At 69.7% G+C, this 25,366-nt stretch carries 22 protein-coding genes and 1 tRNA gene; 21 read left to right on the top strand and 2 right to left on the bottom strand.

Annotation, left to right across the window (positions count from 1 at the left end):
- The first annotated feature begins 36 nt into the window (after positions 1-36).
- From fmt to MT347_RS06540, 8 genes are all read left to right on the top strand, one after another.
- On the top strand, positions 37-954 hold the full coding sequence (fmt, locus tag MT347_RS06575) for a methionyl-tRNA formyltransferase (protein WP_243499329.1): 918 nt from the start codon (positions 37-39) through the stop codon (positions 952-954).
- Positions 951-2,321, top strand: a complete 1,371-nt coding sequence (locus MT347_RS06570) for an RsmB/NOP family class I SAM-dependent RNA methyltransferase (protein ID WP_243499328.1) — start codon at positions 951-953, stop codon at positions 2,319-2,321. The genes fmt and MT347_RS06570 overlap by 4 nt, the downstream gene beginning before the upstream one ends.
- Positions 2,322-2,417: 96 nt before the next feature.
- A complete protein-coding gene (gene rpe, locus MT347_RS06565) occupies positions 2,418-3,089 on the top strand; it encodes a ribulose-phosphate 3-epimerase (RefSeq protein ID WP_308194214.1) in 672 nt (223 codons plus the stop codon).
- Between the two features lie 347 nt (positions 3,090-3,436).
- A complete protein-coding gene (locus tag MT347_RS06560) occupies positions 3,437-3,700 on the top strand; it encodes a phosphoribosyl-ATP diphosphatase (protein ID WP_055837422.1) in 264 nt (87 codons plus the stop codon).
- 46 nt (positions 3,701-3,746) lie between these two features.
- Entirely contained in the window at positions 3,747-4,589 is an 843-nt protein-coding gene (gene hisG / locus MT347_RS06555; protein WP_243499326.1) for an ATP phosphoribosyltransferase, read from the top strand.
- Positions 4,589-5,353 carry an imidazole glycerol phosphate synthase subunit HisF gene (gene hisF / locus MT347_RS06550; RefSeq protein WP_243499324.1) on the top strand — a complete coding sequence of 255 codons (765 nt, stop codon included), beginning with the start codon at positions 4,589-4,591 and terminating at the stop codon, positions 5,351-5,353. The genes hisG and hisF overlap by 1 nt, the downstream gene beginning before the upstream one ends.
- Complete coding sequence (gene hisI, locus MT347_RS06545) at positions 5,350-5,688, top strand: phosphoribosyl-AMP cyclohydrolase (RefSeq protein ID WP_243499322.1); 339 nt, start codon at positions 5,350-5,352, stop codon at positions 5,686-5,688. Before hisF ends, hisI begins: the two co-directional genes overlap by 4 nt.
- A complete protein-coding gene (locus MT347_RS06540) occupies positions 5,688-6,278 on the top strand; it encodes a Trp biosynthesis-associated membrane protein (RefSeq protein WP_243499320.1) in 591 nt (196 codons plus the stop codon). Before hisI ends, MT347_RS06540 begins: the two co-directional genes overlap by 1 nt.
- Before the next feature lie 112 nt (positions 6,279-6,390).
- Here the strand turns inward: MT347_RS06540 and MT347_RS06535 are convergent, their stop codons facing one another.
- Positions 6,391-6,789, bottom strand: a complete 399-nt coding sequence (locus tag MT347_RS06535; protein WP_243499318.1) for a VOC family protein — start codon at positions 6,787-6,789, stop codon at positions 6,391-6,393.
- 69 nt (positions 6,790-6,858) lie between these two features.
- On the opposite strand from MT347_RS06535, the gene MT347_RS06530 reads away from it, so the two are divergent.
- The 11 genes from MT347_RS06530 (at position 6,859) to MT347_RS06480 (ending at position 20,278) form a co-directional block, all read left to right on the top strand.
- Complete coding sequence (locus MT347_RS06530; protein WP_243499316.1) at positions 6,859-7,428, top strand: TetR/AcrR family transcriptional regulator; 570 nt, start codon at positions 6,859-6,861, stop codon at positions 7,426-7,428.
- Between the two features lie 263 nt (positions 7,429-7,691).
- On the top strand, positions 7,692-7,922 hold the full coding sequence (locus MT347_RS06525; RefSeq protein WP_055954875.1) for a DUF6704 family protein: 231 nt from the start codon (positions 7,692-7,694) through the stop codon (positions 7,920-7,922).
- 2 nt (positions 7,923-7,924) lie between these two features.
- Positions 7,925-8,701, top strand: a complete 777-nt coding sequence (gene trpC / locus MT347_RS06520) for an indole-3-glycerol phosphate synthase TrpC (RefSeq protein ID WP_243499314.1) — start codon at positions 7,925-7,927, stop codon at positions 8,699-8,701.
- A complete protein-coding gene (trpB, locus tag MT347_RS06515) occupies positions 8,698-10,047 on the top strand; it encodes a tryptophan synthase subunit beta (RefSeq protein ID WP_243499312.1) in 1,350 nt (449 codons plus the stop codon). Before trpC ends, trpB begins: the two co-directional genes overlap by 4 nt.
- Positions 10,044-10,850, top strand: coding sequence for a tryptophan synthase subunit alpha (gene trpA, locus MT347_RS06510; RefSeq protein WP_243499310.1), 807 nt, complete (start codon positions 10,044-10,046; stop codon positions 10,848-10,850). Before trpB ends, trpA begins: the two co-directional genes overlap by 4 nt.
- Positions 10,847-11,851: a prolipoprotein diacylglyceryl transferase gene (lgt, locus tag MT347_RS06505; RefSeq protein WP_243499308.1), complete on the top strand. Its 1,005-nt coding sequence runs from the start codon at positions 10,847-10,849 to the stop codon at positions 11,849-11,851. Before trpA ends, lgt begins: the two co-directional genes overlap by 4 nt.
- A 52-nt stretch (positions 11,852-11,903) precedes the next feature.
- The gene (gene gltB, locus MT347_RS06500) at positions 11,904-16,481 is read left to right on the top strand and encodes a glutamate synthase large subunit (protein ID WP_243499306.1); all 4,578 of its coding nucleotides are present in this window, start codon (positions 11,904-11,906) and stop codon (positions 16,479-16,481) included.
- A complete protein-coding gene (locus tag MT347_RS06495; RefSeq protein ID WP_243499304.1) occupies positions 16,474-17,940 on the top strand; it encodes a glutamate synthase subunit beta in 1,467 nt (488 codons plus the stop codon). Before gltB ends, MT347_RS06495 begins: the two co-directional genes overlap by 8 nt.
- Before the next feature lie 55 nt (positions 17,941-17,995).
- Positions 17,996-19,441 carry a pyruvate kinase gene (gene pyk, locus MT347_RS06490; protein ID WP_243499302.1) on the top strand — a complete coding sequence of 482 codons (1,446 nt, stop codon included), beginning with the start codon at positions 17,996-17,998 and terminating at the stop codon, positions 19,439-19,441.
- Between the two features lie 76 nt (positions 19,442-19,517).
- Positions 19,518-19,598, top strand: a tRNA-Leu gene (locus MT347_RS06485).
- Positions 19,599-19,657: 59 nt separating this feature from the next.
- Entirely contained in the window at positions 19,658-20,278 is a 621-nt protein-coding gene (locus MT347_RS06480; RefSeq protein WP_243499300.1) for an ANTAR domain-containing response regulator, read from the top strand.
- Positions 20,279-20,472: 194 nt separating this feature from the next.
- Here the strand turns inward: MT347_RS06480 and MT347_RS06475 are convergent, their stop codons facing one another.
- A complete protein-coding gene (locus MT347_RS06475; protein ID WP_243499298.1) occupies positions 20,473-20,904 on the bottom strand; it encodes a hotdog fold thioesterase in 432 nt (143 codons plus the stop codon).
- A 59-nt stretch (positions 20,905-20,963) separates the two neighbouring features.
- On the opposite strand from MT347_RS06475, the gene polA reads away from it, so the two are divergent.
- Positions 20,964-23,600, top strand: a complete 2,637-nt coding sequence (gene polA / locus MT347_RS06470; protein ID WP_243499296.1) for a DNA polymerase I — start codon at positions 20,964-20,966, stop codon at positions 23,598-23,600.
- A gap of 61 nt (positions 23,601-23,661) precedes the next feature.
- The gene (locus tag MT347_RS06465) at positions 23,662-25,338 is read left to right on the top strand and encodes a DUF885 domain-containing protein (RefSeq protein WP_243499294.1); all 1,677 of its coding nucleotides are present in this window, start codon (positions 23,662-23,664) and stop codon (positions 25,336-25,338) included.
- Positions 25,339-25,366 lie beyond the last annotated feature (28 nt).

The raw sequence follows: 25,366 nt of genomic DNA, 5'->3' as shown, positions 1-25,366 counted from the left end.
CCGGACCATCCCGCCCCGAATCGCCTGAGGAGAACCGTGCGCCTCGTTTTCGCCGGCACCCCCGCCGTCGCCGTCCCCTCCCTGCGTGCTCTGGCGGCCGGCCCGCACGACATCGTCGCGGTCGTCACGCGCGGTGACGCGCCGCTCGGGCGCAAGCGCGTGCTCACCCCGTCGCCGGTCGCGCAGGCGGCCGATGAGCTCGGCATCCCGATCATCAAGGCGGACCGCCTCGATGACGACGCCACCGCGCAGATCGCGGCTCTGCGGCCCGAACTGGGCGTGATCGTCGCCTATGGCGGCCTCGTGCGCGAGCCTCTGCTGTCGACTCCCGCCCACGGGTGGATCAACCTGCACTTCTCGCTCCTGCCGCGGTGGCGCGGCGCCGCCCCCGTGCAGCGCGCGCTGATCGCGGGCGACGCCGTCACCGGGGCGAGCGTCTTCCAGCTCGTGGCCGCGCTCGATGCGGGCGACGTCTTCGCCGAGGAGCGCTACGACGTGCCCACCAACGCGACATCCGCCGAGGTCCTCGACGACCTCGCCGCGATCGGTGCTCCGCTGCTCGCTCGCGTCGTCGACGGCATCGCCGACGGCACCGCGGTCTCCGCGGCGCAAGAGGGCGAGCCCACGCTCGCCCCGAAACTCACCCTCGAGGACGGCGCCCTCGACTTCTCCCAGGATGCCGAGACCCTCCTGCACCGCATCGCCGGGGTGACCCCCGAGCCGGGTGCCCACACCACCCTCGACGGCGCGCGCTTCAAGCTCCTGCGCGCCATGCCCGCCGACGCGCCGCCTCTCCCGCCCGGACGGGTCGCCGTTTCCGGCAGGGACGTCGTCGTCGGAACCGGCACCACGCCGCTGCGGCTCGAGACCGTCCAGCCGGCGGGTAAGGGGGCGATGGCCGCGGGCGACTGGTTCCGCGGCCTGCGCACGAGCGAACCGGTCCTCGGCGCATGAGCGTGCAGGGAGCGCGCGCCGTCGCGTACGACGTCCTCCGCGCCGTGTCGGACGATGAGGCCTACGCCAACCTGCTGCTGCCGCACGCGATCGTGCGGGCGAAGTTGGATGCCAAGGACGCCGGGTTGGCCACAGAGCTGACCTACGGCACTCTGCGCCGCCGTGGAACGTACGACGCGATCATCGCCGCCGCCGCCGACCGCACGGTCGACCGCATCGATCCGGCCGTGCTCGACGCGCTGCGCCTGGGCGTGCACCAGCTGCTGTCGACGCGCGTCGCCTCGCACGCGGCGGTCAACGAGTCCGTCGAACTCGCTCGCCGCAACGGCGGCGGCAAAGGGGCCGCCGGCTTCGCCAACGCCGTCCTCCGGCGTGTGTCGCGCGACACTCCGGGTCAGTGGATCGAGCGCATCGCCGCCGCGGCCCGCAGCGACGATGAGCGCATCGGCCTCACCACCTCGCACCCCGTGTGGATCGTTCGGGCCCTGCGCCGCGCGCTCACCGCGGAGGGCCGGGCCGACGAGCTCGACGCCCTGCTCGAGGCCGACAACATCGCCCCGCGTGTGGCGATGATCGCTCTGCCGGGCCTGGCCGAGGTGCCCGACGACGCCACGACGGCGGGCTACGCCCCCACCGCGTTCACCACGCGGGGCGGCGACCCGGAGGAGCTCATCCGCGCCTCGAACGGTCGCATCCGGGTTCAGGACGAGGGGTCGCAGCTCGCCGCCCTCGCCCTGACCCGCGCACTGCCGATCCGCGCGGGCGAACGATGGCTCGACCTGTGCGCCGGTCCCGGCGGAAAGACCGCCCTGCTCGCCGCCGAAGCGCTCACCCACGGCGCGATCCTGGATGCCAACGAGATCGCGCCGGCGCGCGCGGGACTCGTGCGCCAGGCGGTGGCATCCGTCCCCCTCGAGGTGGAGGTCAGCGAAGAGGACGGGCGCGAGCGCGCCGCTCGGATGCCACGGGAGTACGACCGCATCCTCGTCGATGCACCGTGCACCGGCATCGGGGCGCTGCGTCGCCGGCCCGAAGCGCGGTGGCGCAAGAGCCCGTCGGACGTGCCCGGCCTCACTGACCTTCAGCAGGACCTGGTGCTCGCCGCGTTCGAGGCGCTGAAGCCCGGCGGGGTGGTGGCGTACGTGACCTGCTCGCCGCATCTCGCCGAAACCTCGGGGGTGCTGGCCGAGGTCATGCGCGAGCTCGGCGACGCGGTCGAGGAGCTCGACGCCCGCGCGGTCGTGCGCTCCGTGGCGGTGAGCGAGATCGACCTGCCCGACCAGGCCGACGGCTCCCTCCGCGCGCAACTCTGGCCGCACCGCCACGGCACCGACGCGATGTCCATCGTGCTGCTGCGCAAGCGCTGACCCGCCCGTACTCGCGCGCGGGTCGCCGGATCGGCTCGCTTCGTCGCCGCCAGCCTCGGCAGGTCAGGCGGGGACGGAACCGCCCATAATGGTCGGGTGCCTACCGACGCCCCCCGCATCAACCCGAGCATCCTCGCCGCCGACTTCGTGAACATGGAGGCGGAGCTCGCCCGTATCGCGGGCGCCGACTTCGTGCACGTCGACGTGATGGACAACCACTTCGTCCCGAATCTGACCTTCGGACCGCAGATGGTGGGGCGCATCCAGGAGACGAGCCCGGTGCCGCTCGACGTGCACCTGATGATCGACGACCCGGATCGCTGGGCGCCGGCGTACGCCGAGCTGGGCGCGGCCTCGGTCACCTTCCACCTCGAGGCCGCGGCATCCCCGATCGCTCTGGCGCGACAGCTGCGGTCCATCGGCGCGCGAGCGGGCGTCGCCGTGAAGCCCGGCACGCCGGTGGAGAACCTCCTCGACTCGCTCAACGAGTTCGACCAGATCCTGATCATGACCGTCGAACCCGGCTTCGGGGGACAGTCCTTCATGCCCGAGACCATGCCCAAGCTCCGCGCCCTGGCCGACGAGGCCAAGCGCCGTGGATCGAGCGTGTGGCTGCAGGTCGACGGCGGGATCGGCGAGTCCACGATCGCCCAGGCTGCCGAGGCCGGGGCCGACACGTTCGTCGCCGGTTCCGCGGTGTTCGGCGCCGACGACCCCGATCGCGCGATCCAGTCGCTCCGCTCCACGGCGTCCCGCCACCGCCACTGAGGCGCCCGCGCCGCGCCCACCCCGTGTCCCGCGCCGCACGCCTGCGCCCCCGCGCTCTTCTGCCTCCCGCGGCCCCGCGCCCGCGCCCGAGACCCGTTCCTGACCGACCACCCCGCGCATAAACGGCATCCGCGCGTATGAACACGTCGTCAACGCGTCTCCGCGCACGGAAAGCGTTCATGCGCGCCCATCCCAGCCCGGTACCGCGCGCCCGCCGCGCACCGACCGCACCACCGCCGCACCCGCGCCCCGTCCCGCGCCGTCCCGCACCCCCGCGCCGCCGCCCGCCCACCCCACCCCGCGCCCCGCGGACAGCCCCACCCCCGCCGACCCGATACCCTGGAACCGTGAAGACCTTCGACGACCTGTTCGCGGAACTCAGCGCCAAGGCCGTCGAGCGACCCGAGGGATCCGGCACCGTCGCTCAGCTGGATGCCGGTGTGCACGCGATCGGCAAGAAGATCGTCGAAGAGGCCGCCGAGGTGTGGATGGCCGCCGAGTACGAGTCCGACGCCGCCGCGGCCGAGGAGATCTCGCAGCTGCTCTACCACCTGCAGACGCTCATGCTCGCGAAGGGCCTGTCGCTCGAAGACGTCTACCGACATCTCTGAGCCGCGCTCTTCCTTCCCACCCCCACGAACCACGAAAGCCCCCGTCATGCTGCGAATCGCCGTGCCGAACAAGGGGTCGCTCGCCGAGACCGCCGCCGAGATGCTCTCGGAGGCCGGATACACCGGAAGACGCGACTCGAAAGACCTCTACACCGTCGACCCCGCCAACGGGGTCGAGTTCTTCTACCTCCGTCCGCGTGACATCGCGACCTACGTCGGATCGGGCGCCCTCGACGTCGGCATCACCGGCCGCGACCTGCTGCTCGACGCCCGCATGCCCGGCGCCCGCGAGGTCGAGTCGCTGGGCTTCGCCGGCTCGACGTTCCGCTTCGCCGGTCGCCCTGGCCGTTTCACGGATGTGGGCGATCTGCAGGGTCTGCGCGTCGCCACGGCCTACCCGGGCCTCGTCGACGCCTTCCTCGACGAGCGCGGCATCGCCGTCGACATCGTGCCGCTCGACGGCGCGGTGGAATCCGCCGTCCAGCTCGGGGTGGCGGATGCCGTGGCCGACGTCGTCTCCACCGGTACGACGCTGCGACAGGCGGGGCTCGAGATCTTCGGGCCCGTCCTGCTCGAGAGCGACGCCGTCCTGATCGCCGGCCCGCAGGAGGCCGAGGGCACCGAGACGCTTCTGCGGCGTCTGCGCGGTGTGCTCGCCGCCCGCAAGTACGTGCTGATCGACTACGACCTGCCCGCTGCGCTGATCGAGCAGGCCGTGGCCGTGGCCCCGGGGCTGGAGTCGCCGACGATCTCACCGTTGCGTGATCCCGAGTGGGTGGCCGTGCGGGTGATGAGCCCGCGCCGTGACGTGAACCAGGTCATGGACGCGCTGTACGCCATCGGTGCCCGCGCGATCCTCGTCACCGAGATCCTCGCCGCGAGGCTCTGATGACCCTCGCGCGCCGCGTCATCCCGTGCCTCGACGTCGCGGGCGGCCGCGTCGTGAAGGGCGTCAACTTCCTCGACCTTCGCGACATGGGCGACCCCGTCGAGCTCGCGAAGCTGTACTTCGACCAGGGCGCCGACGAGGTCACCTTCCTCGATGTCACCGCCACCGTCGACGAGCGCTCCACGACCTACGACGTCGTGCGCCGCACGGCCGAGCAGGTCTTCATTCCGCTGACGGTCGGTGGGGGAGTGCGCTCCGCCGACGACGTGGCGCGCCTGCTGGCGGTGGGCGCCGACAAGATCGGCGTCAACTCCGCCGCCATCGCCCGACCGGCCCTGATCGACGAGATCGCCGACCGCTTCGGCGCACAGGTCATCGTGCTCTCGCTCGACGTCAAGCGGGCGGCATCCACCCCCTCCGGTTTCGTCGTGACCACCCACGGTGGGCGCACCGAGACGACCCTCGACGCCCTGGAGTGGGCGCGCGAGGCCGTCGAACGCGGCGCCGGCGAGCTGCTGGTCAACTCCATCGACGCCGACGGCACGAAGCAGGGCTTCGACCTCGAGCTGGTCCGCCTGATGCGGCAGGTCGCCGCGGTCCCGGTCATCGCCTCGGGAGGCGCCGGAGCGCTCGAGCACTTCGCCCCGGCCGTGCAAGCCGGCGCCGACGCGGTGCTTGCGGCATCCGTCTTCCACTCCGGCCAGCTCACCGTCGGACAGGTCAAAGACGCGATGGCGTCCGAGGGCATCGAGGTGCGCCGATGAGCGTCGACCGCGTGAAGTACGACGCCGACGGACTGGTGGCCGCGGTGATCCAGCAGTTCGACTCTCGCGAGGTGCTCATGGTCGGCTGGATGGATGCCGAAGCCCTGAAGCGCACGCTCACCACCGGCCGCGTGACCTTCTGGTCGCGTTCGCGCCAGGAGTACTGGCGCAAGGGCGACACGTCCGGCCACATCCAGTTGGTGAAGGGTGCGCGTCTGGACTGCGACGGCGACACGCTGCTCATCCAGGTGGAACAGATCGGCGCGGCCTGTCACACGGGCGACCACACCTGCTTCGACGCCGACGACCTGCACCCGCTCGTGGGGGAGCGCTGATGCGCCGCGCGCGCTCCATGGCAGTGCTCGGCATGCTGCTGGCGGGCGCGATCGGCGTGATCGCCTCGACGCAGACCTGGATCGACGTCACCCTCGACGACGGCGCCCAGCAGACCCTCGCCGTTCCCGGCGCCGAGGCGCTGCCCGTCCTCACCCCGCTGAGCCTCGCGGCCCTCGCGCTGGGTGCCGCCCTGTCGATCGTCGGTCCGGTGCTGCGGTACGTCTTCGGAGTGCTCGGGGCTCTCATCGCGGCGCTCGTGGGCGTCGGCACCGCGCAGCTCGTGATCGGCCGTCCCGTGGGTGCGGCGGCCTCGACGGTCACCGACGCCACCGGGATCTCGGGAACGGATGCCGTGGCCGCCCTCGTCACGGGATTCTCGCTGACGCCGTGGCCGGCGCTCACGCTGCTCGCGCAGGCGGTGCTGTTCGCCGCGGCGGTCTTCACCGTCATCACCGCGCGGCACTGGCCGTCGGGCGCGACCCGCAAGTACCGTACGGCGACGGAGGCGGGCAGCGAGACCGGGCGCCCGCACGACGCGATCGACTCGTGGGACGATCTGTCCCGCGGCGACGACCCCACCGCGACCTGAGCGTCACCGAGGCGGCGAACGGCCGCTGGTCGCTCACTGACGGACGACAGAGGGACGAGGGCGCTCGACGTCATGGCCTGTCGACCCCGGCCGATCAGGTGCGTCTTCCGCGTCAGTCGCCGACGAAGGCGGCGGCGAAAGACGCCGAGGGCGGGATCTCCTCGATCACATCCACGAGGATGCCTCCGGGCACTTCGACGATGAAGTGGCGCTGTCCGAAGGCCTCGTCGCGAAGCGGGAGGCGAACGGGCAGCCGAGCGTCCCGCAACCGGTCGTACTCGGCGCGCGCGTCGTCGACCTCGATGTTCAGCAAGACGCCGCGGCATCCCTGCCGGAATCCGTCGGGAATCGTCTCGTGGCCGGAGTCGAGGAATGCGACCTCGTGCCGACCGTTGCGCAGGCTCACGTACCAGTCCGCCGCGAATGTCTCTTCGAATCCGAAGTGGTCGACGAAGGCTTGCGCTGCGGCGGTGGGCTGGTCGACCTGGAGGACGGGGTAGAAGCTGTTCACGGCGATCCCTTCTTACGTACACTGTGAATGTCACCAGGTTACATACACTCTGTACGTAAAGGAAGATCCGTGCCTCGAGCCTCCGCAGCCGATGCGGCACTGACGTTCGACGCCATCCTCCGGGCCGGGACCGATGCCTTCACCCGATCGGGATTCGCCGAGACCGCCGTCGCGGACGTCGCCTCGGCCGCAGGAGTGACGCGGGGGGCCGTGTACCACCACTTCGGCGACAAACTCGGCCTACTCCGAGCCGTCGTGCAGGCAGGACATCAGCGCGTCGCCTCATTCGTCGTCGCCCGCGCCGATGCGCAGTCGGCCGATGCGCGTGCGTCGCTTCGCGCCGGGTGCCACGCGTTCGTCGATGGCATCACCGATGACTCCGCGGCGCGCGTCCTTCTGGTGGAGGGGCCTGCCGCGCTCGGATGGTCGCAGTGGCGCGCCCTCGACGCGTCGGCATCCATGAGAGAACTGCGCGACGCCGTGGAGGCGGTGACCGGGGCAGGGGATGCCGCCGCCCTGACGCACCTCCTCTCCGGCGCCATGAACGAGGGCGTACTGTGGCTGGTCGAGACCTCGGGGGACTCCGATGCCCGAGCGGCGGTGCATCGAGCCCTCGACCGACTCATCGACGCGATCTGACTCGATGACCTCGGCCCCGGCATGCACGCGTGCCGCTCACCCCGCACCTCCCTCATAACAGGAGCCGTCGTTCGCATCGACCGTGATCGGCGGCGCCTCGACGCCGATCCTCGGGACACGCCTCGGCGTCTGCGCGCCGGATTTTCGCGCTCAGGGTGGCACGATCGCACGGCGTCGAGACGTCAGCGCCGGGACCCGCCCCGCGCTTCGATACACTGACACGACGCTTTCCCCCGCGCCCGCGCGCGACTGTAAGGAGCCCCATGAGCAACCCCATCGGCGATCCCGGCCACGGACACTCGCCCGCCGCGTGGACGGCCGTGATCATCATGCTCGTCGCTTTCACGCTCGGCACGCTGTTCTTCTGGCTCGACATCCCCGCGCTCGTGTGGGCGTCGGTGGGTCTGCTCGTCGTCGGTGCGATCGTCGGCCTGGCGATGAAGAAGGCCGGCTACGGCGCGGACGGCGCGAAGTCCAACCCGAAGGCGCACTGACCGTGCTGGCCGATCTCACGGCCGGAGCGGTTCACGATGCCGAGCAGCGCGCCGAGACGCGCTCGCTCTCCGACGTCGAACGCGACGCACTCGCGCAAACGCCCTCGCGCGACGCGCTGGCCATGCTCGCCCCGGCCGATCGGGTGAAGATCATCGCCGAGGTCAAGCGCGCGAGCCCGTCGCGCGGTGACCTCGCCGACATCCCCGACCCCGCACGCCAGGCGCGCCTGTACGAAGAGGGAGGGGCATCGGCGATCTCGGTGCTCACCGAGGGACGCAAGTTCAAGGGCAGCCTCGCCGACCTGGAGGCCGTCCGCGCCGCCGTCGGCGTCCCCGTCCTCCGCAAGGACTTCCTCGCCACGCCCTACCAGGTGCTCGAGGCGCGGGCGGCCGGCGCCGACCTGGTGCTGTTGATCGTCGCCGCGCTCGATCAGACGACCCTGACGGAGCTGTTCGCGCTGACGAACGACCTCGGCATGACCGCCCTCGTCGAGACGCACTCGGCCGACGAGCTCGAGCGCGCCAAGGACCTCGGCGCGAAGCTCATCGGCGTCAACGCCCGCAACCTGTCGACGTTCGAGCTCGACCGCGACCTTTTCGGATCCCTCGCCGAGCGCTTCCCGGCCGACGCCGTCAAGATCGCCGAGTCCGCCGTGCTCGTTCCCGCCGACGTCGCCCACTACCGCGCCGCGGGCGCCGACGTGGTGCTCGTGGGCGAGGCCCTCGTCACGGGCGACCCCGTCGCCACTCTCCGCGCGTTCCTCCAGGAGACGTCATGACCACCGTCAGCCACCCGACCGAGAGCCTGCGGGACCAGAAGGGGCCGTTCTTCGGCGACTTCGGCGGCCGCTACATGCCCGAGTCGCTCATCGCGGCGATCGATGAGCTCACGGCGGTGTACGAGTCGGCAATGGCCGACCCCTCCTTCCACGCCGAGCTCACCGCGCTGTTGCGCGACTACGCGGGTCGCCCGTCTGCGCTCACCGAGGTGCCCCGCTTCGCCGAGCACGCGGGCGGCGCTCGCGTGTTCCTCAAACGCGAAGACCTGAACCACACCGGCTCGCACAAGATCAACAACGTCCTGGGTCAGGCGCTGCTCACCAAGCGCCTCGGCAAGACGAGGGTGATCGCCGAGACCGGAGCCGGGCAGCACGGCGTGGCCACGGCCACGGCGGCCGCGCTCTTCGGTCTCGACTGCGTCGTCTACATGGGCGAGGTCGACACCGAACGCCAGGCGCTGAACGTCGCCCGCATGCGCTTGCTGGGCGCCGAGGTCGTTCCCGTCACCACGGGCTCGCGCACGCTGAAGGACGCCATCAACGAGGCGTACCGCGACTGGGTCGCCTCGGTCGAGACGACCAATTACATCTTCGGTACCGCCGCAGGTCCGCATCCGTTCCCCGCCATGGTCCGCGACTTCCAGAAGATCATCGGCGAAGAGACGCGCGCCGAGTTCCTGGAACGCATCGGTCGCCTCCCGGATGCCGTCTTCGCGTGCGTCGGCGGCGGATCCAACGCCATCGGCATGTTCGACGCCTTCCTCGATGATGAGGGCGTGGCGCTCTACGGCGTCGAGGCCGCCGGCGACGGCGTCGACACCCCCAAGCACGCGGCATCCATCGGTCGAGGGCGTCCGGGCGTCCTGCACGGCGCGCGCACCTACGTGCTGCAGGACGAAGACGGCCAGACGACGGAGTCGCACTCGATCTCGGCCGGCTTGGACTACCCGGGCGTCGGGCCCGAGCACGCATGGCTCGCCGACATCGGTCGCGCCCAGTACATCCCCGCGACCGACGACGAGGCGATGCAGGCGCTGCGACTCCTCTCGCGCACCGAGGGGATCATCCCCGCGATCGAGTCGGCCCACGCCTTGGCCGGCGCCCTGCGCATCGGGCGTGAGCTGGGACCGGATGCCGTCATCGCGATCAACCTGTCCGGACGCGGCGATAAAGACATGGACACCGCGGCACGCTACTTCGACCTCTACGACGCCGAGCACGCTCCCGAAGAGCCGGAAGCTCCCGCCCAGACGCGCGCTGCCGACGCCGTGGCGTCGGCCCCCGGATCGCCGGTCGACCTGTCGCCCGCCCCCGACGCGGCCAGCGGTGCGGGAGTGGAGCTGTGACCTCCCGCGTGTCGGCGGCGATCGACGCCGCCCATGCCGAGGGACGGGGCGCCTTCGTCGGCTACCTGCCCGCCGGGTTCCCCGACGTCGCCACGAGCATCGAGGCGGCCGTCGCCCTCGCAGAGGCAGGCGCCGACATCATCGAGCTCGGTCCCCCCTACAGCGATCCCGTCATGGACGGTCTGGTCATCCAGGAGGCCACGCAGACGGCGCTGGCGAACGGGTTCCGCATGCGCGACCTGTTCACCATCATCCGCGAGGTCACCGCGCGCACCGATGTGCCGGTCCTGGTGATGACCTACTGGAACCTCGTCGAGCAGTACGGCGTCGACCGTTACGCGGACGAGCTCCTCGCCGCGGGCGGCGCAGGTCTCATCACCCCCGACATCACGCCCGACGCCGGGGCCGCGTGGATCGCCGCGAGTGAGCGTACGGGCCTCGATCGCGTGTTCCTCGCCGCCCCCACCTCCTCGGACGAGCGACTGCGCATGATCGTCGAGAACTCGACGGGCTTCGTCTACACCGTGTCGACCATGGGGATCACGGGGGAGCGGGCGCAGTTGGACGCCGCCGCCCGCGGTCTCGTCGAGCGCCTGCGCTCGGTCGGCGCTCAGCACGCGTGCGTGGGCATCGGCATCTCCAACGCCGAGCAGGTCGCGGGAGTGGTCGACTACGCCGACGGCGCGATCGTGGGCACGGCGCTGGTCAAAGCGCTGCGTGACGGCGGTGTCGACGGTCTGTCTGAACTGGCGCAAGGGCTGTCCGCGGGCACGACGCGGCGCGCCTTAGACTCGTTCGCATGACGTTCGCCCTCTCGAGCGCCGCCTCCGGCGTGCTCGCCAGCATCCCGAGCCCGACGATCTCCTACGTCGATCTCGGTCCGCTCCGCATCCACTTCTACGCGCTCTGCATCATCGCGGGCATCATCGTGGCGGTCTTCCTCACGAACGCGCGTCTGACGCGTCGGGGGGCCGAGAAGTGGGTCGTCATCGACATCTGCCTGCTGGCGGTGCCGCTCGCCATCGTCGTGGCGCGCATCTACCACGTCGTCACGCACCTCGGCTTCTACTTCGGTCCGGGGTCGAACCCGTGGAACATCACGCAGCCGGGCTCGGTGTGGGCCATCTGGGAGGGCGGCATCGCCATCTACGGTGCGCTCATCGGTGGCGCCATCGGCGCGATCCTCGGCTGCAAGTGGACCGGCATCCGGTTCTGGACCTTCGCCGACGCCGTGGCCCCGGGCCTCATCATCGCGCAGGCCATGGGCCGCTTCGGAAACTGGTTCAACCAGGAGCTCTTCGGCCAGCCCACAGACCTGCCCTGGGGTCTCGAGATCGCCGCCGGCAACCCGGCCATCCCCGTCGGACTGCCATCCGGCACGCTTTTCCAGCCGACCTTCCTGTACGAGGTCATCTGGAACCTGCTCGGTGCCGCCGTCATCCTCTGGGTCGGGAAGCGCTTCGGACTGCAGTGGGGCAAGCAGTTCGCGGTCTATCTCGTCTGGTACTCCGCGGGCCGAATCGTGTGGGAATCCATCCGAATCGACCCCAGCGACATCATCCTGGGCCTTCGCACGAACGTCTGGGCGGCCATCTTCGGCGTCGTCCTCGGCATCGTGATCTTCGTCGTGCAGTCGCGCCGCCACCTCGGTCTGGAGCCGTCGCCGTACGTCCCCGGTCGCGAGAGCAAGGCTCCCGGGGCTGTAGACTCAGGCGACCCCTCTGACTTCGTCGACGTGAGCGAGCCGCCCATGACGAGCGACACCGTCGGCACCAGCGCCACAAGCAGCCCCGCCACGAACTAACTCTCCGGGCCGACGTCGTCCCATCCGAAGCATCAACGTGAGGACGGTTGATATGGCTTCCAGCCTGCGTTCCGACACCGTCGGAGGCTCATTCCCGGCCCGACAGGGAATGTACGACCCGTCGTTCGAGAAAGACGCCTGTGGCCTCGCCATGGTCGCCACCCTCCGCGGCGAAGCCGGTCACGACATCATCGATCTGGCGCTGACGGCGCTGCGCAACCTCGAGCACCGCGGAGCCATCGGCTCCGACGCGGGCACGGGAGACGGCGCCGGCATCCTGACCCAGATGCCGGACGCCTTCCTGCGCGCCGTCGTCGACTTCGACCTGCCGCCGGTGGGCGAGTACGCCGCGGGCATGGTGTTCCTGCCGCTCGGCCACGACGAGCGCATCGCCATGAAGTCCGGCATCGAAGAGCTCGCGCGGCACGAGAACCTCGAGGTGCTCGGCTGGCGCGAGGTGCCCGTCGAGCCCGAGAACCTGGGCAAGCTCGCCTACGACGCCCGTCCCGCCTTCGAGCAGCTGTTCGTTTCGCGTCCCGCCGTCGGCGACGAACCGGCGCTGTCGGGCATCGCTCTCGACCGTCGCGTCTACCGGCTGCGCAAGCGCGCCCGTCACGAGATCGAGGCGTACTTCGTGTCGCTGTCGAGCCGCACTCTGGGCTACAAGGGCATGGTCACCACGCTCCAGCTCGAGCCGTTCTACCCCGACCTCCAGGACGAGCGCTTCGCATCCGAGCTCGCCGTCGTGCACTCGCGGTACTCGACCAACACCTTCCCGTCGTGGCCGCTCGCACAGCCGCTGCGCATGCTCGCGCACAACGGCGAGATCAACACGGTCAAGGGCAACCGAAACTGGATGCGGGCGCGCCAGTCGCAGCTGGAATCCCAGCTGATCGGCGACGTGCGTCCGCTGCTGCCCATCTGCACCGAGGGCGCCAGCGACTCGGCATCCTTCGACGAGGTGCTGGAGCTTCTGACCCTCACCGGACGCAGCCTTCCGCACGCCGTGCTGATGATGGTGCCCGAGGCGTACGAGAAGCAGGCCACGATCGATCCTGATCTGCGCGCCTTCTACGACTACCACTCCATGCAGATGGAGCCGTGGGACGGCCCGGCCGCGCTCATCTTCACCGACGGCACGCTCGTGGGCGCGACCCTCGACCGCAACGGCCTGCGCCCCGGGCGCTGGACCGAGACCACCGACGGCCTCGTCGTCATCGGTTCCGAGACCGGCGTGCTCGACTTCGCGCCTGAGCGCATCAAGCGCCGCGGTCGGCTCCAGCCCGGCCGCATGTTCCTCGTCGACACGGCCCAGCGCCGCATCGTCGACGACGAGGAGATCAAGTCCGACCTGGCGGCTCTCCAGCCGTGGGGGGAGTGGGTCGACAAGGGCCGAGTCAAGCTCAGCGAGCTGCCCGAGCGCGAGCACATCGTGCACCCCATCGCCTCGATCACCCGTCGTCAGCGCACCTTCGGCTACACCGAAGAAGAGGTGCGCATTCTCCTCACGCCCATGGGGCAGGGCGGCGCAGAACCTCTCGGTGCGATGGGAAGCGACGCGCCCGTCGCCGTCTTGAGCGACCGTCCGCGACTGCTGTTCGACTACTTCTCGCAGCAGTTCGCTCAGGTGACCAACCCGCCGCTGGACTCGATCCGCGAAGAGGTCGTCACGTCGCTGTCGCTGGGTCTCGGACCCGAGCGCAACCTGCTCTCGTGGGGACCGGAGCACACCCGCACGGTGACGCTCGACTTCCCCGTGATCGACAACGACGAACTCGCCAAGATCCAGCACATCGACACCGCCCTTCCGGGCCGGTCGTCGGTGACGGTGCGCGGGCTCTACCGCGTCGAAGCCGGCCACAAAGGTCTGCAGAAGCGTCTCGTGCAGATGTGCTCCGAGGTCGACGCGGCCATCGAGGACGGCGCCGAGTTCATCGTGCTGAGCGACCGCGACTCCAACAAGGACCTCGCGCCGATCCCGTCCCTGCTCATGATCGCGGCCGTGCACCACCACCTCATCCGCAAAGAGACCCGCATGAAGGTGGGCCTCGTGGTCGAGGCCGGCGACGTGCGCGAAGTGCACCACGTGGCCACTCTGATCGGTTACGGCGCCTCGGCGGTCAACCCCTACCTGGCGATGGAGACCGTCGAGTACCTCGTGCGGGCCGGTTTCATCACCAAGATCACCCCGGAGAAGGCCGTCAAGAACCTGATCTACGCGCTCGGCAAGGGCGTGCTGAAGATCATGTCGAAGATGGGCATCTCGACGGTGTCGTCGTACGCCGGCGCGCAGGTGTTCGAGGCCGTCGGACTGTCGCGCGACTTCGTCGAGGCGTACTTCACCGGGACCGAGTCCAAGCTCGGCGGTGTCGGACTCGACATCATCGCGGCCGAGAACGCCGCACGTCACGAGTACGCCTACCCCCAGGATGCCGCGGCGCGCGCGCACGAGCGCCTGTGGACGGGTGGCGAGTACCAGTGGCGTCGCGACGGCGCCCCGCACCTGTTCAACCCCGACACGGTGTTCCGCCTGCAGCACGCCACGCGCGAGCGTCGGTACGACATCTTCCGCGAGTACACGCAGTTGATCGACGACCAGGCTCACGAGCTGAAGACCCTCCGTGGTCTGTTCGGTCTGCGCACGGGCCTGCGCCCCGCCGTGCCGATCGACGAGGTCGAGTCCGTCTCGGCGATCGTCAAGCGGTTCTCGACCGGTGCGATGAGCTACGGCTCGATCTCGAAAGAGGCGCACGAGGTGCTCGCCGTGGCGATGAACCAGATCGGCGGCAAGAGCAACACGGGTGAGGGCGGCGAAGACGTCGATCGTCTGCTCGACCCCACGCGCCGCAGCGCCATCAAGCAGGTGGCATCCGGTCGGTTCGGTGTGACGAGCCTGTACCTGACCGAGGCCGACGACATCCAGATCAAGCTCGCGCAGGGCGCCAAGCCCGGCGAGGGCGGTCAGCTGCCGCCGACCAAGGTCTACCCCTGGGTGGCGCGGACGCGCCACGCCACCGCGGGTGTCGGTCTGATCTCGCCGCCGCCGCACCACGACATCTACTCCATCGAAGACCTGAAACAACTCATCTTCGATCTCAAGCGCGCCAACCCCCGCGCACGCATCCACACCAAGCTGGTGAGCCAGTCAGGGATCGGTGCGGTCGCCGCCGGCGTCGCCAAGGCGCTTAGCGACGTCATCCTGGTCTCCGGTCAGGACGGCGGCACGGGTGCCAGCCCGATGAATTCGCTGAAGCACGCGGGGACGCCGTGGGAGCTCGGTCTCGCCGAGACGCAGCAGACGCTCATGCTGAACGGTATGCGCGACCGCGTCGTCGTGCAGGTCGACGGCCAGATGAAGACCGGTCGCGACGTCATCATCGGCGCCCTGCTCGGCGCCGAGGAGTTCGGTTTCGCCACCGCACCGCTGGTGGTCTCGGGCTGCATCATGATGCGCGTCTGCCACCTCGACACCTGCCCGGTGGGTGTCGCGACGCAGAACCCCGTGCTGCGCCAGCGCTTCACGGGCAAGGCCGAGTACGTCGTCAACTTCATGGAGTTCATCGCTCAAGAGGTGCGCGAATACCTCGCCGCCCTCGGCTACCGCTCGATCGACGAGATCGTCGGCCGCGCCGAGCTGCTCGACGCCAACGAGGCGATCCAGCACTGGAAGGCGCGCGGCCTCAACCTCGCACCGATCCTCGAAGGACCGCGCTTCGCCGACGACGAGCCCCGCCGCCACGGCCGCAACCAGAACCACGAGCTCGAGGACCATTTCGACGTGCAGCTCATCGAGCGCGCCCAGGACGTCATCGCCCACGGCGGTCAGCTCACGGTCGACCTGCCCATCCGCAACACCGCGCGCGCGGTGGGGACCATGCTCGGCCACCACGTCACCAAGGCGCGGGGAGAGCACGGCCTGCCCGAGAACTCCATCGACATCCGCCTGACCGGCTCCGCCGGCCAGTCGTTCGGCGCCTTCATGCCCGCCGGCATCACCCTGCGCCTCGAAGGCGACTCGAACGACTACGTCGGCAAGGGACTGTCCGGCGGCACGATCGTGGTGCGCCCGCCGCGCGGGTCGTCGTTCGCGGCATCCGAGAACGTCATCGCCGGCAACGTCATCGGTTACGGCGCCACGCAGGGGCAGATGTTCCTCAACGGTGTCGTGGGCGAGCGCTTCCTGGTGCGCAACTCCGGTGCGACGGCGGTCGTCGAGGGCGTGGGAGACCACGCGCTCGAGTACATGACCGGTGGCCTCGCCGTCATCCTCGGCGCCACGGGCCGCAACCTCGGCGCCGGGATGTCGGGCGGTCAGGCCTACGTGTACGACCTCGACCGCGATCTTGTGAACCGCGAAGCCATGGCATCCGGTGAACTCGAGCTCGGCCCCCTCGGATCCGGGGATGCCGAGATCCTGCGCGACCTGCTCGCAAAGCACGTCGCAGAAACCGATTCCACCCTCGCCCGTCGTCTGCTCGACGACTTCGAGACCGAGGTGGACAACTTCGTCCGGGTGCTGCCGCGCGATTACGCCGCCGTGCTGCAGACCCGTCAGGACGCGATCGCCGAGGGGCTCGACCCCGACGGCGACGTCGTCTGGACACGCATCCTGGAGGTGACGGGTGGCTGACCCGAAGGGCTTTCTCAAGACCACGGAGCGCGAGCTCCCGAAGCGTCGACCGGTGCCCGTGCGCATCATGGACTGGAAAGAGGTGTACGAGCCGGGGGATTCGGCCGTCATCCGTCGCCAGGCCGGACGCTGCATGGACTGCGGCATCCCGTTCTGCCACAAGGGATGCCCGCTCGGCAACCTCATCCCGGAGTGGAACGACCTGACCTGGCGCGGCGAGGGCCGCGCCGCGATCGAACGGCTGCACGCGACCAACAACTTCCCCGAGTTCACCGGTCGGCTCTGCCCCGCGCCGTGCGAGAGCTCGTGCGTGCTCGGCATCAATCAGCCGGCCGTCACGATCAAGCAGGTCGAGGTCTCGATCATCGACGAGGCGTTCGCCAACGGCTGGGTCGAGCCCGAGCCGCCGGAGCGCCTGACCGGCAAGACCGTCGCCGTCGTGGGATCCGGACCCGCCGGCCTCGCCGCGGCCCAGCAGCTCACGCGCGCCGGTCACACCGTTGCCGTGTTCGAGCGCGACGACCGCATCGGTGGACTGATGCGGTACGGCATCCCGGACTTCAAGATGGAGAAGCGCCACCTCGAGCTGCGACTGCGACAGATGCAGGCCGAGGGCACCCGCTTCCGCGCGGGAGTCGAGATCGGCACGGACATCTCGTGGAGCGACCTGCGTGCGCGCTACGACGCGGTGGTCGTCGCCACCGGCGCCACGGTGCCGCGAGACCTGGCCATCCCGGGCCGTGACCTCGACGGCGTGCACTACGCCATGGAGTACCTCATCGAGGGGAACAAGGCCGTTGCGGGCGATCAGGTCCCGCAGCAGATCTCGGCCCAGGGCAAGCACGTGGTCGTCATCGGCGGTGGCGACACCGGCGCCGACTGCATCGGCACCGCGCACCGCCAGGGTGCCCTCAGCGTGACGAACCTCGCGATCGGCAAGCAGCCGCCGTCGGAGCGTCCGATCGAGCAGCCGTGGCCGATGATGCCGAACCTGTTCGAAATGGCATCGGCGCACGAAGAAGGCGGGGAGCGCTCGTTCCTCGCCTCCACCGTGGAGTTCCTCGCGAATGCCGCGGGCGAGGTCCGCGCCCTGCGTGTCGCGGAGACCGAGTACGTCGACGGCCGCCGCGTGCCCAAGAGCGGCACCGAGCGCGAGATCCCGGCCGACCTGGTGCTCATCGCCATGGGCTTCACCGGTCCCGAGCGCGAGCACCTCGAAGACCAGCTCGGCACGCAGTTCACCGGCCGCGGCAACGTCGAGCGCGACGCCACCTACGCCACGACCACTCCGGGCGTGTTCGTCGCCGGCGACGCCGGTCGCGGACAGTCCCTCATCGTGTGGGCCATCGCCGAAGGCCGCGCGGCCGCCGCCGAGGTCGACACATTCCTCATGGGCGAGACGGTGCTCCCCGCACCGGTGCGCCCCACCGATGTCGCCATCGGCCTCCTGCCCGCCTAAGCTGGCAAGGGCCGATCGGCCACTTCCCGAAAATCCTCACGGAGCTTGAAAACGGATGAGACGCGCCAAGATCGTCGCAACACTCGGGCCCGCCACGTCGTCGTATGAGATGGTTCGCGCCATCATCGACGCCGGGGTGGACGTCGCCCGCCTCAACCTGAGCCACGGAGATTACTCCGTGCACGACGCCAACTTCGCCAACGTGCGCAAGGCCGCAGAAGACGCCGGCCGCCCGGTCGCCGCCCTGGTCGACCTGCAGGGTCCCAAGATCCGCCTCGGCAAGTTCGAGAACGGTCCCCACGACCTGCTGCCCGGCGACATCTTCAAGATCACCGTCGAGGACATCCTCGGCACCAAGGAGATCGTCGGCACGACGTTCAAGGGCCTGCCCCAGGACGTCCGCCCCGGCGACTTCCTGCTCATCGACGACGGCAAGGTGCGCGTGCGCGTCGTCGAGACCGACGGCACCGTCGTGACCACCGAGGTCATCGTCGGCGGCCCGGTGTCGAACAACAAGGGCATCAACCTTCCCGGTGTCGCGGTCAACGTCCCGGCGCTGAGCGAGAAGGACGAAGCCGACCTGCGGTGGGGCCTCCGAGCCGGAGCCGACCTCATCGCGCTGTCCTTCGTGCGCGACGCCTCCGACATCGTGCGCGTGCACGAGATCATGGCCGAAGAGGGACGCTACGTCCCCGTCATCGCCAAGATCGAGAAGCCCCAGGCGGTCGACAACCTCGAAGAGATCATCGACGCCTTCGACGCCATCATGGTCGCCCGCGGCGACCTGGGCGTCGAGCTGCCGCTCGAGGCCGTGCCGATCGTGCAGAAGCGCGCGGTCGAACTCGCCCGCCGCATGGCCAAGCCGGTCATCGTCGCGACGCAGATGCTCGAGTCGATGATCAGCAACCCGGTGCCCACCCGCGCCGAGACCTCCGACGTCGCCAACGCCGTGCTCGATGGCGCGGACGCGGTCATGCTCTCGGGCGAGACCAGCGTCGGCGACTACCCGGTCGTCGTCGTCGAGACGATGGCCCGCATCGTGGAGTCGACCGAGGAGCACGGTCTCGAGCGCATCGCGCCGCTGACCAACAAGCCCCGTACGCAGGGTGGCGCGATCACGCTCGCCGCCGTCGAGGTCGCCGACTTCGTCGAGGCGAAATACCTCTGCGTCTTCACCGAGTCGGGCGACTCGGCCCGCCGCATGTCGCGCCTGCGCTCGACCATCCCGATGATCGCGTTCACGCCCGAGCCCGGCATCCGTCGTCGGCTGGCGCTGACGTGGGGGGTGCGCTCGACTCTGGTGGAGCACGTGTCGCACACCGACAAGATGTTCCTGCAGGTCGATGACTACCTGCTCTCGCACGACCTGGCCAAGGTCGGCGACAAGGTCGTGGTCATCTCGGGTTCCCCTCCCGGAATCGCCGGCTCGACGAACGACCTGCGCGTGCACCGCGTGGGCGACGCCGTACACGGAGCAGCTCCCGGCTACCAAGAAGTGTGAGCACCGACGACGCGCGCCGGCCGATCCGGCGCGCGTCGTCGTGCTCCCGGCCCGGTAGGTTGGGAGCGCAACACCTGCCGGTGTGGCGGAATGGCAGACGCGGGGCACTCAAAATGCTCTGTCGAAAGACGTGTGGGTTCGAGTCCCACCACCGGTACCCGTACAGCAAGCCGTGCGATCAAGGGCGTCCTGCCCTTTCAGACTTAGGATGGTTCCGTGACTGATCAAGAAGCCGTTCCCGCGAGCGCACCTGCGGCTCCCCGTCGCGTCGTCGTTGCGGAAGACGAGTCGCTCATCCGCCTCGACATCGTCGAGATCCTCCGCGACAACGGCTACGACGTCGTGGGCGAAGCCGGTGACGGCGAAACCGCCGTGCAACTGGCCACGGAGTTGCGCCCCGACCTCGTCATCATGGACGTGAAGATGCCGCAGCTCGATGGCATCAGCGCCGCCGAGAAGCTCAGCAAGAACCACATTGCCCCCGTCGTGCTGCTGACGGCCTTCAGCCAGAAGGAGCTCGTCGAGCGTGCGAGCGAGGCCGGCGCCCTGGCCTACGTCGTGAAGCCCTTCACGCCCAACGACCTGCTTCCGGCGATCGAGATCGCCCTGGCCCGCTATGAGCAGATCATCACGCTCGAGGCCGAAGTCGCCGACATGGTCGAGCGTTTCGAGACCCGCAAGCTCGTCGACCGCGCGAAGGGTCTGCTCAACGAGAAGATGGGTCTCTCCGAGCCCGAGGCATTCCGCTGGATTCAGAAGGCGTCGATGGACCGCCGTCTCACGATGCAGGACGTCGCCAAGGCGATCATCGAGCAGTTGGCCCCCAAGAAGGGCTGACTCGACCCCGAACGCGAAATGGATGCCACCTCGGTGGCATCCATTTTCTGTTGGTGCCCGGACCCTTCGACGAGCTCAGGGTCCTCCCCGGCGAGGTGGCTCAGCCCGTCGAAGCCACCCGACCCATCGACGCACTCCGGGGCCTCCCCGGCGAGGCGATTGAGCCTGTCGAAGCCACCGGCCACCCTGGGGTGTCAGCTCGTCGGGGCGTCCTTGATCATGTTCGTGATGCGGATCGTCGAGCATCGCCGGCCCTGCTCGTCGGAGACCGCGATCTCGTGGACGGTCAGAGAGCGCCCGAGGTGGACGGGGGTGCAGACGCCCGTCACGGTCCCCGACGTCGCCGAACGCGTGTGCGTGGCGTTGATGTCGATGCCGACCGCGAGGCGACCGGGGCCGGCCCAGAGGTTGGCGGACATCGACCCCAGCGATTCGCCGAGCACCACGTAGGCGCCGCCGTGGAGGAGGCCGACCGGCTGAGTGTTGCCCTCGACGGGCATGGTGGCGACGCTGCGCTCGACCGAGAACTCCACCCACTCGATGCCCATCTTCTCGGCGAGGGCGCCCATTCCGCGCAGATGCGCCCAGTCGAGACCGGAGGTGTCATCGGAGGTCGTGGAGGTCATCATCGCCTTCGGGGGTCCGGGGCCGGGGGAGTGTCCGTGGTTCTCGTTACGCTGGAGAGGTGACGGATGCCGAAAAGCCTACTCTCCTCGTCGTTGACGGCCACTCGCTGGCCTACCGAGCGTTCTACGCCCTGCCGGTCGACAACTTCTCGACGAAGGACGGGCAGCACACCAACGGCATCTACGGCTTCCTGTCGATGTTCGTGAACCTCGTCAAGGCCGAGAAGCCGACTCACCTGGCCGTCGCCTTCGACACCTCCCGGCAGTCGTTCCGCACCCGCGAGTACACCGAGTACAAAGCGAACCGCAGCGAGTCGCCCGCGGAGTTCAAAGGGCAGATCCCGCTGCTGCAAGAGTGCCTCGAAGCCATGGGCGTGCCCGTGCTGAAGAAGGAAGACTTCGAGGCCGACGACATCCTGGCCACCCTCGCCACGCAGGGCGAGGAGCAGGGCTTCACCGTGCTTGTCTGTTCGGGCGACCGCGACACCATCCAGCTCGTCACCGACGACATCACGCTGCTGTACCCGAACGTGCAGGGCGTATCGCAGCTGAAGCGGTACGACACCGACGCCGTCGTCGAGAAGTACGGGCTGCCGCCGGCGCAGTATCCCGAGATCGCCGCCCTCGTGGGCGAGACCAGCGACAACCTCCCGGGTGTCCCCAAGGTCGGCGAGAAGACGGCGGTGAAGTGGCTCACGCAGTGGGGGTCGCTCGAGGCGCTGCTCGAGAACGCCGACAAGATCACCGGCGTCGTGGGCAGTAACCTCCGCGAACACCTCGACGGGGTCAGGCGCAATCGGGCGCTGAACCGCCTGCTGCGCGACGTCGAGCTGCCGGTCGGCCCGCAGGACCTCGCGGTGAAGCCCCTCGACGCGCAGGCGGTGCGCGACATCTTCGCGCGACTGGAGTTCCGAACACTCCTTCCGCGCGTGTTCGACGCCCTCGGGGGTGATGCGGGCGAGGTCGAAGAGGCACGGCCCACGGCCACTGCTCCGAGCCCGTCGCGCCTCGACGCCGCCGCCCTCGCCGCCTGGGTCTCGTCCGCCGAGGGCGCCATCGGCGTGACCCTGACCCTGGCGGGCGCAGCCCCGGTGCAGATCGGCCTGGCCTCCGCCGACGCCGCGGTCGAGGCCGACTGGACTCCGACCGTCCGCGACGCGCTCACCGAGTGGCTGGCATCCGATGCGCCGAAGGTGTTCGCCGACGCGAAGCCGCAGGTCAAGGCCCTCGCCCGCGACGGCGTGGCGGTCGGAGGGGTGGCATTCGACGTCATCCTGGCCGGCTGGCTCACGCGTCCGAGCTTTCCCGATAAGACGCTCGCCGATCTCGTCGAGCGCACCCTCGACGAGAAGCTGCCCGTCGCCGATCCGACGCAACTCGTCCCCGAGACCGAGGGCGCCACTCCCGGTCAGCTGTCGTGGTTCACGCGGCGCGTCGCCGAGGCGCAGAGGGCCGAGATGCCCGAGCGGGTGGCCGCGGTGCTCGACGACATCGAGATGCCCACGCTCAGCGCGCTGGCCGACATGGAGCTCGCCGGCGTCGCCGTCTCGCACGACAAGCTCTCGGGGTTCTCGTCCGAGCTCGGCGCGCGCGCTGATGCGCTCGCGCGCGACGCCTATGCGGCGATCGGCCACGAGGTGAACCTCGGCTCTCCCAAGCAGCTTCAAGAGGTGCTGTTCGACGAGTTGCAGCTGCCCAAGACGCGCAAGACCAAGAGCGGCTACACCACGGATGCCGCGGCCCTCGCCGACCTGCAAGAGAGCGCCGACCACCCCTTCCTCGACCTGCTGTTGCGCCACCGCGAGGCGACGAAGCTCAAGCAGATCATCGACGCCCTCGACACCGCCACGGGTGCCGACGGGCGCATCCACACCACGTACGTGCAGACCGGAAGCCAGACGGGCCGCCTGTCGAGCACCGACCCCAACCTGCAGAACATCCCGATCCGCACCGAGGAGAGCCGTCGCATCCGCGCCGCGTTCGAGGTCGGCGAGGGCTACGAGACGCTGCTGACCGCCGACTACTCGCAGATCGAGATGCGCATCATGGCGCACCTGTCAGGCGACCCGGGGCTCATCGAGGCGTTCAACTCGGGCGAGGACCTGCACCGGTTCGTCGGCGCGCGCGTCTTCGGTGTGGAGCCGGCCGACGTGACCCCCGCGATGCGCACGAAGGTCAAGGCGATGTCGTACGGCCTCGTCTACGGTCTGTCGGCGTTCGGGCTGTCGAAGCAGTTGCGCATCGAGCAGTCCGAGGCCAAAAAGCTCATGCTCGAGTACTTCGCCCGCTTCGGCGCGGTGCGCGATTACCTGCGCGGGTCGGTCGAGCAGGCCCGTCAGGACGGGTACACGGAGACGATCTTCGGCCGCCGCCGCCCGTTCCCCGATCTGACGAGTATGAACCGCGTGCTGCGCGAGAACGCCGAGCGCGCGGCACTCAACGCCCCCATCCAGGGCAGCGCCGCCGACATCATGAAGGTCGCGCTCTTCCGCATCCGGGGCGAACTGGCCGCGACGGGACTGCGCTCGCGCGTCCTTCTGCAGATCCACGACGAACTCGTCGTCGAGGTGGCCGTGGGGGAGTGGGATGCCGTGGAGCAGATCGTGCGCGCGCGCATGGCCGACGCCGCCGAGCTCACCGTGCCGCTCGACGTGCAGATCGGCCGCGGCGGCGACTGGGACGAGGCGGGGCACTAGGCGGGAGGGCCGTACGGGTGGGGGGTGTGCGCCGCCGCCGCGAGATGCCTAGGCTCGGAAGATGACTGACGCTAACCGCACCCCCACGCCGGTCGACACGATCGCGGACGCGTGGGTGGACACCCTGGCCGAGCGCGAGCCGACGCTCGCGACGTACATCGGTCGCTTCGAGCACAACGGCCGCTTCGGCGACTACAGCCCGGAGGGAGCCGAGGCTCTCATCACCGACGCCCGGTCGACCCGGGCCGCCCTCGAGGCCGCCCAGCCCGTCGACCCCATCGACACCGTCACCAAGATGGATCTGGGCCGAGAACTCGACCTGATGATCGAGAAGCACGAGGCGAAGACGCACCTGCGCGATCTCAACGTCATCGCATCGCCCGCCCAGGACATCCGCGCCACCTTCGACCTCATGCCCACCGCGACCGTCGAGGACTGGGCGACGATCTCGGAGCGTCTCAAGGCCCTGCCGGCGGCCATCGAGGGGTACGTCGCCACCCTCCGCCGCGGGATCGCCGAGGGGGTCGTCCCTGCCCGTCGCCAGGTGACCGAGGTGGTCACGCAGATCGCGCGCTACACCTCCGACACCGGTTTCTTCGCCGAGTTCGTCGGCGACGCCGCCCCCGATCAGGGGCAGCTTCCCGCATCCCTCGCCCGCGACCTGTCGACGAACTCCAACGCCGCGCGTCTGGCCTACGACGCTCTCGCGAGCTTCCTGGCATCCGAGGCGGCACCGGCCGCCGGCGACACGGATGCCGTCGGGCGCGACCTCTACGCCCTGCACTCCCGTCACTTCCTCGGCGCGGAGATCGACCTCGACGAGACGTACGACTGGGGTGTCGAAGAACTCTCCCGCATGGTCGCCGAGCAGGAGGCGATCGCCCACGAGATCCTGCCCGGCGCGAGTGTGGAGGAAGCCGTCGCGTTCCTCGAGAAGGACGAGTCGCGCAAGCTCCGCGGAACGAAGGCCCTGCAGGAGTGGATGCAGCGCACGAGCGACAAGGCCGTCGAGGAGCTCGGCCGCACGCACTTCGACATCGCGGAGCCCATCCGCAGCCTCGAATGCATGATCGCCCCGACCAACGAGGGCGGGATCTACTACACCGGTCCCACCGACGACTTCTCGCGGCCGGGCCGCATGTGGTGGTCGGTGCCCGAGGGCGTCGACACCTTCGACACCTGGCGCGAGCTCACCACCGTGTACCACGAGGGCGTGCCGGGGCACCACCTGCAGATCGCGCAGGCGGTGTTCAACCGCGCCGAGCTGAACTCATGGCGGCGCCTGCTGGCCGGCACGAGCGGCCACGCCGAGGGCTGGGCGCTGTACGCGGAGCGCCTGATGGAGCAGCTCGGCTACCTCGACGACCCCGCCGACCGCCTCGGCATGCTCGACGGTCAGCGCATGCGCGCAGCGCGCGTGGTGCTCGACATCGGTGTGCACCTGCAGAAGCCGCGCCTCGACGGCACCGGGACCTGGGATCACGACTACGCCCTGGCCTTCATGCTGAAGAACGTGAACATGAGCGAGGAGTTCGTGCGCTTCGAGGTGAACCGCTACCTCGGCTGGCCGGGACAGGCGCCCTCGTACAAGGTGGGTCAGCGCATCTGGGAGCAGGTGCGCGACGAGGAGCAGGAGCGTCGCGGCGCCGATTTCTCGATGAAGCAGTTCCACACGCGGGCCCTCGACATCGGCGGCGTCGGTCTCGACACGCTGCGTGCCGCCCTGGCATCCGGCTGATTCCGGGAGGGGCGTCGGTGGCGCGGCG

The sequence above is a fragment of the Microbacterium sp. VKM Ac-2923 genome (genome assembly GCF_022815605.1).
Lineage (GTDB): Bacteria > Actinomycetota > Actinomycetes > Actinomycetales > Microbacteriaceae > Microbacterium.
Note: the sequence above shows the minus strand (reverse complement) of the source record. Positions and strands in the feature narration are given on the sequence as shown.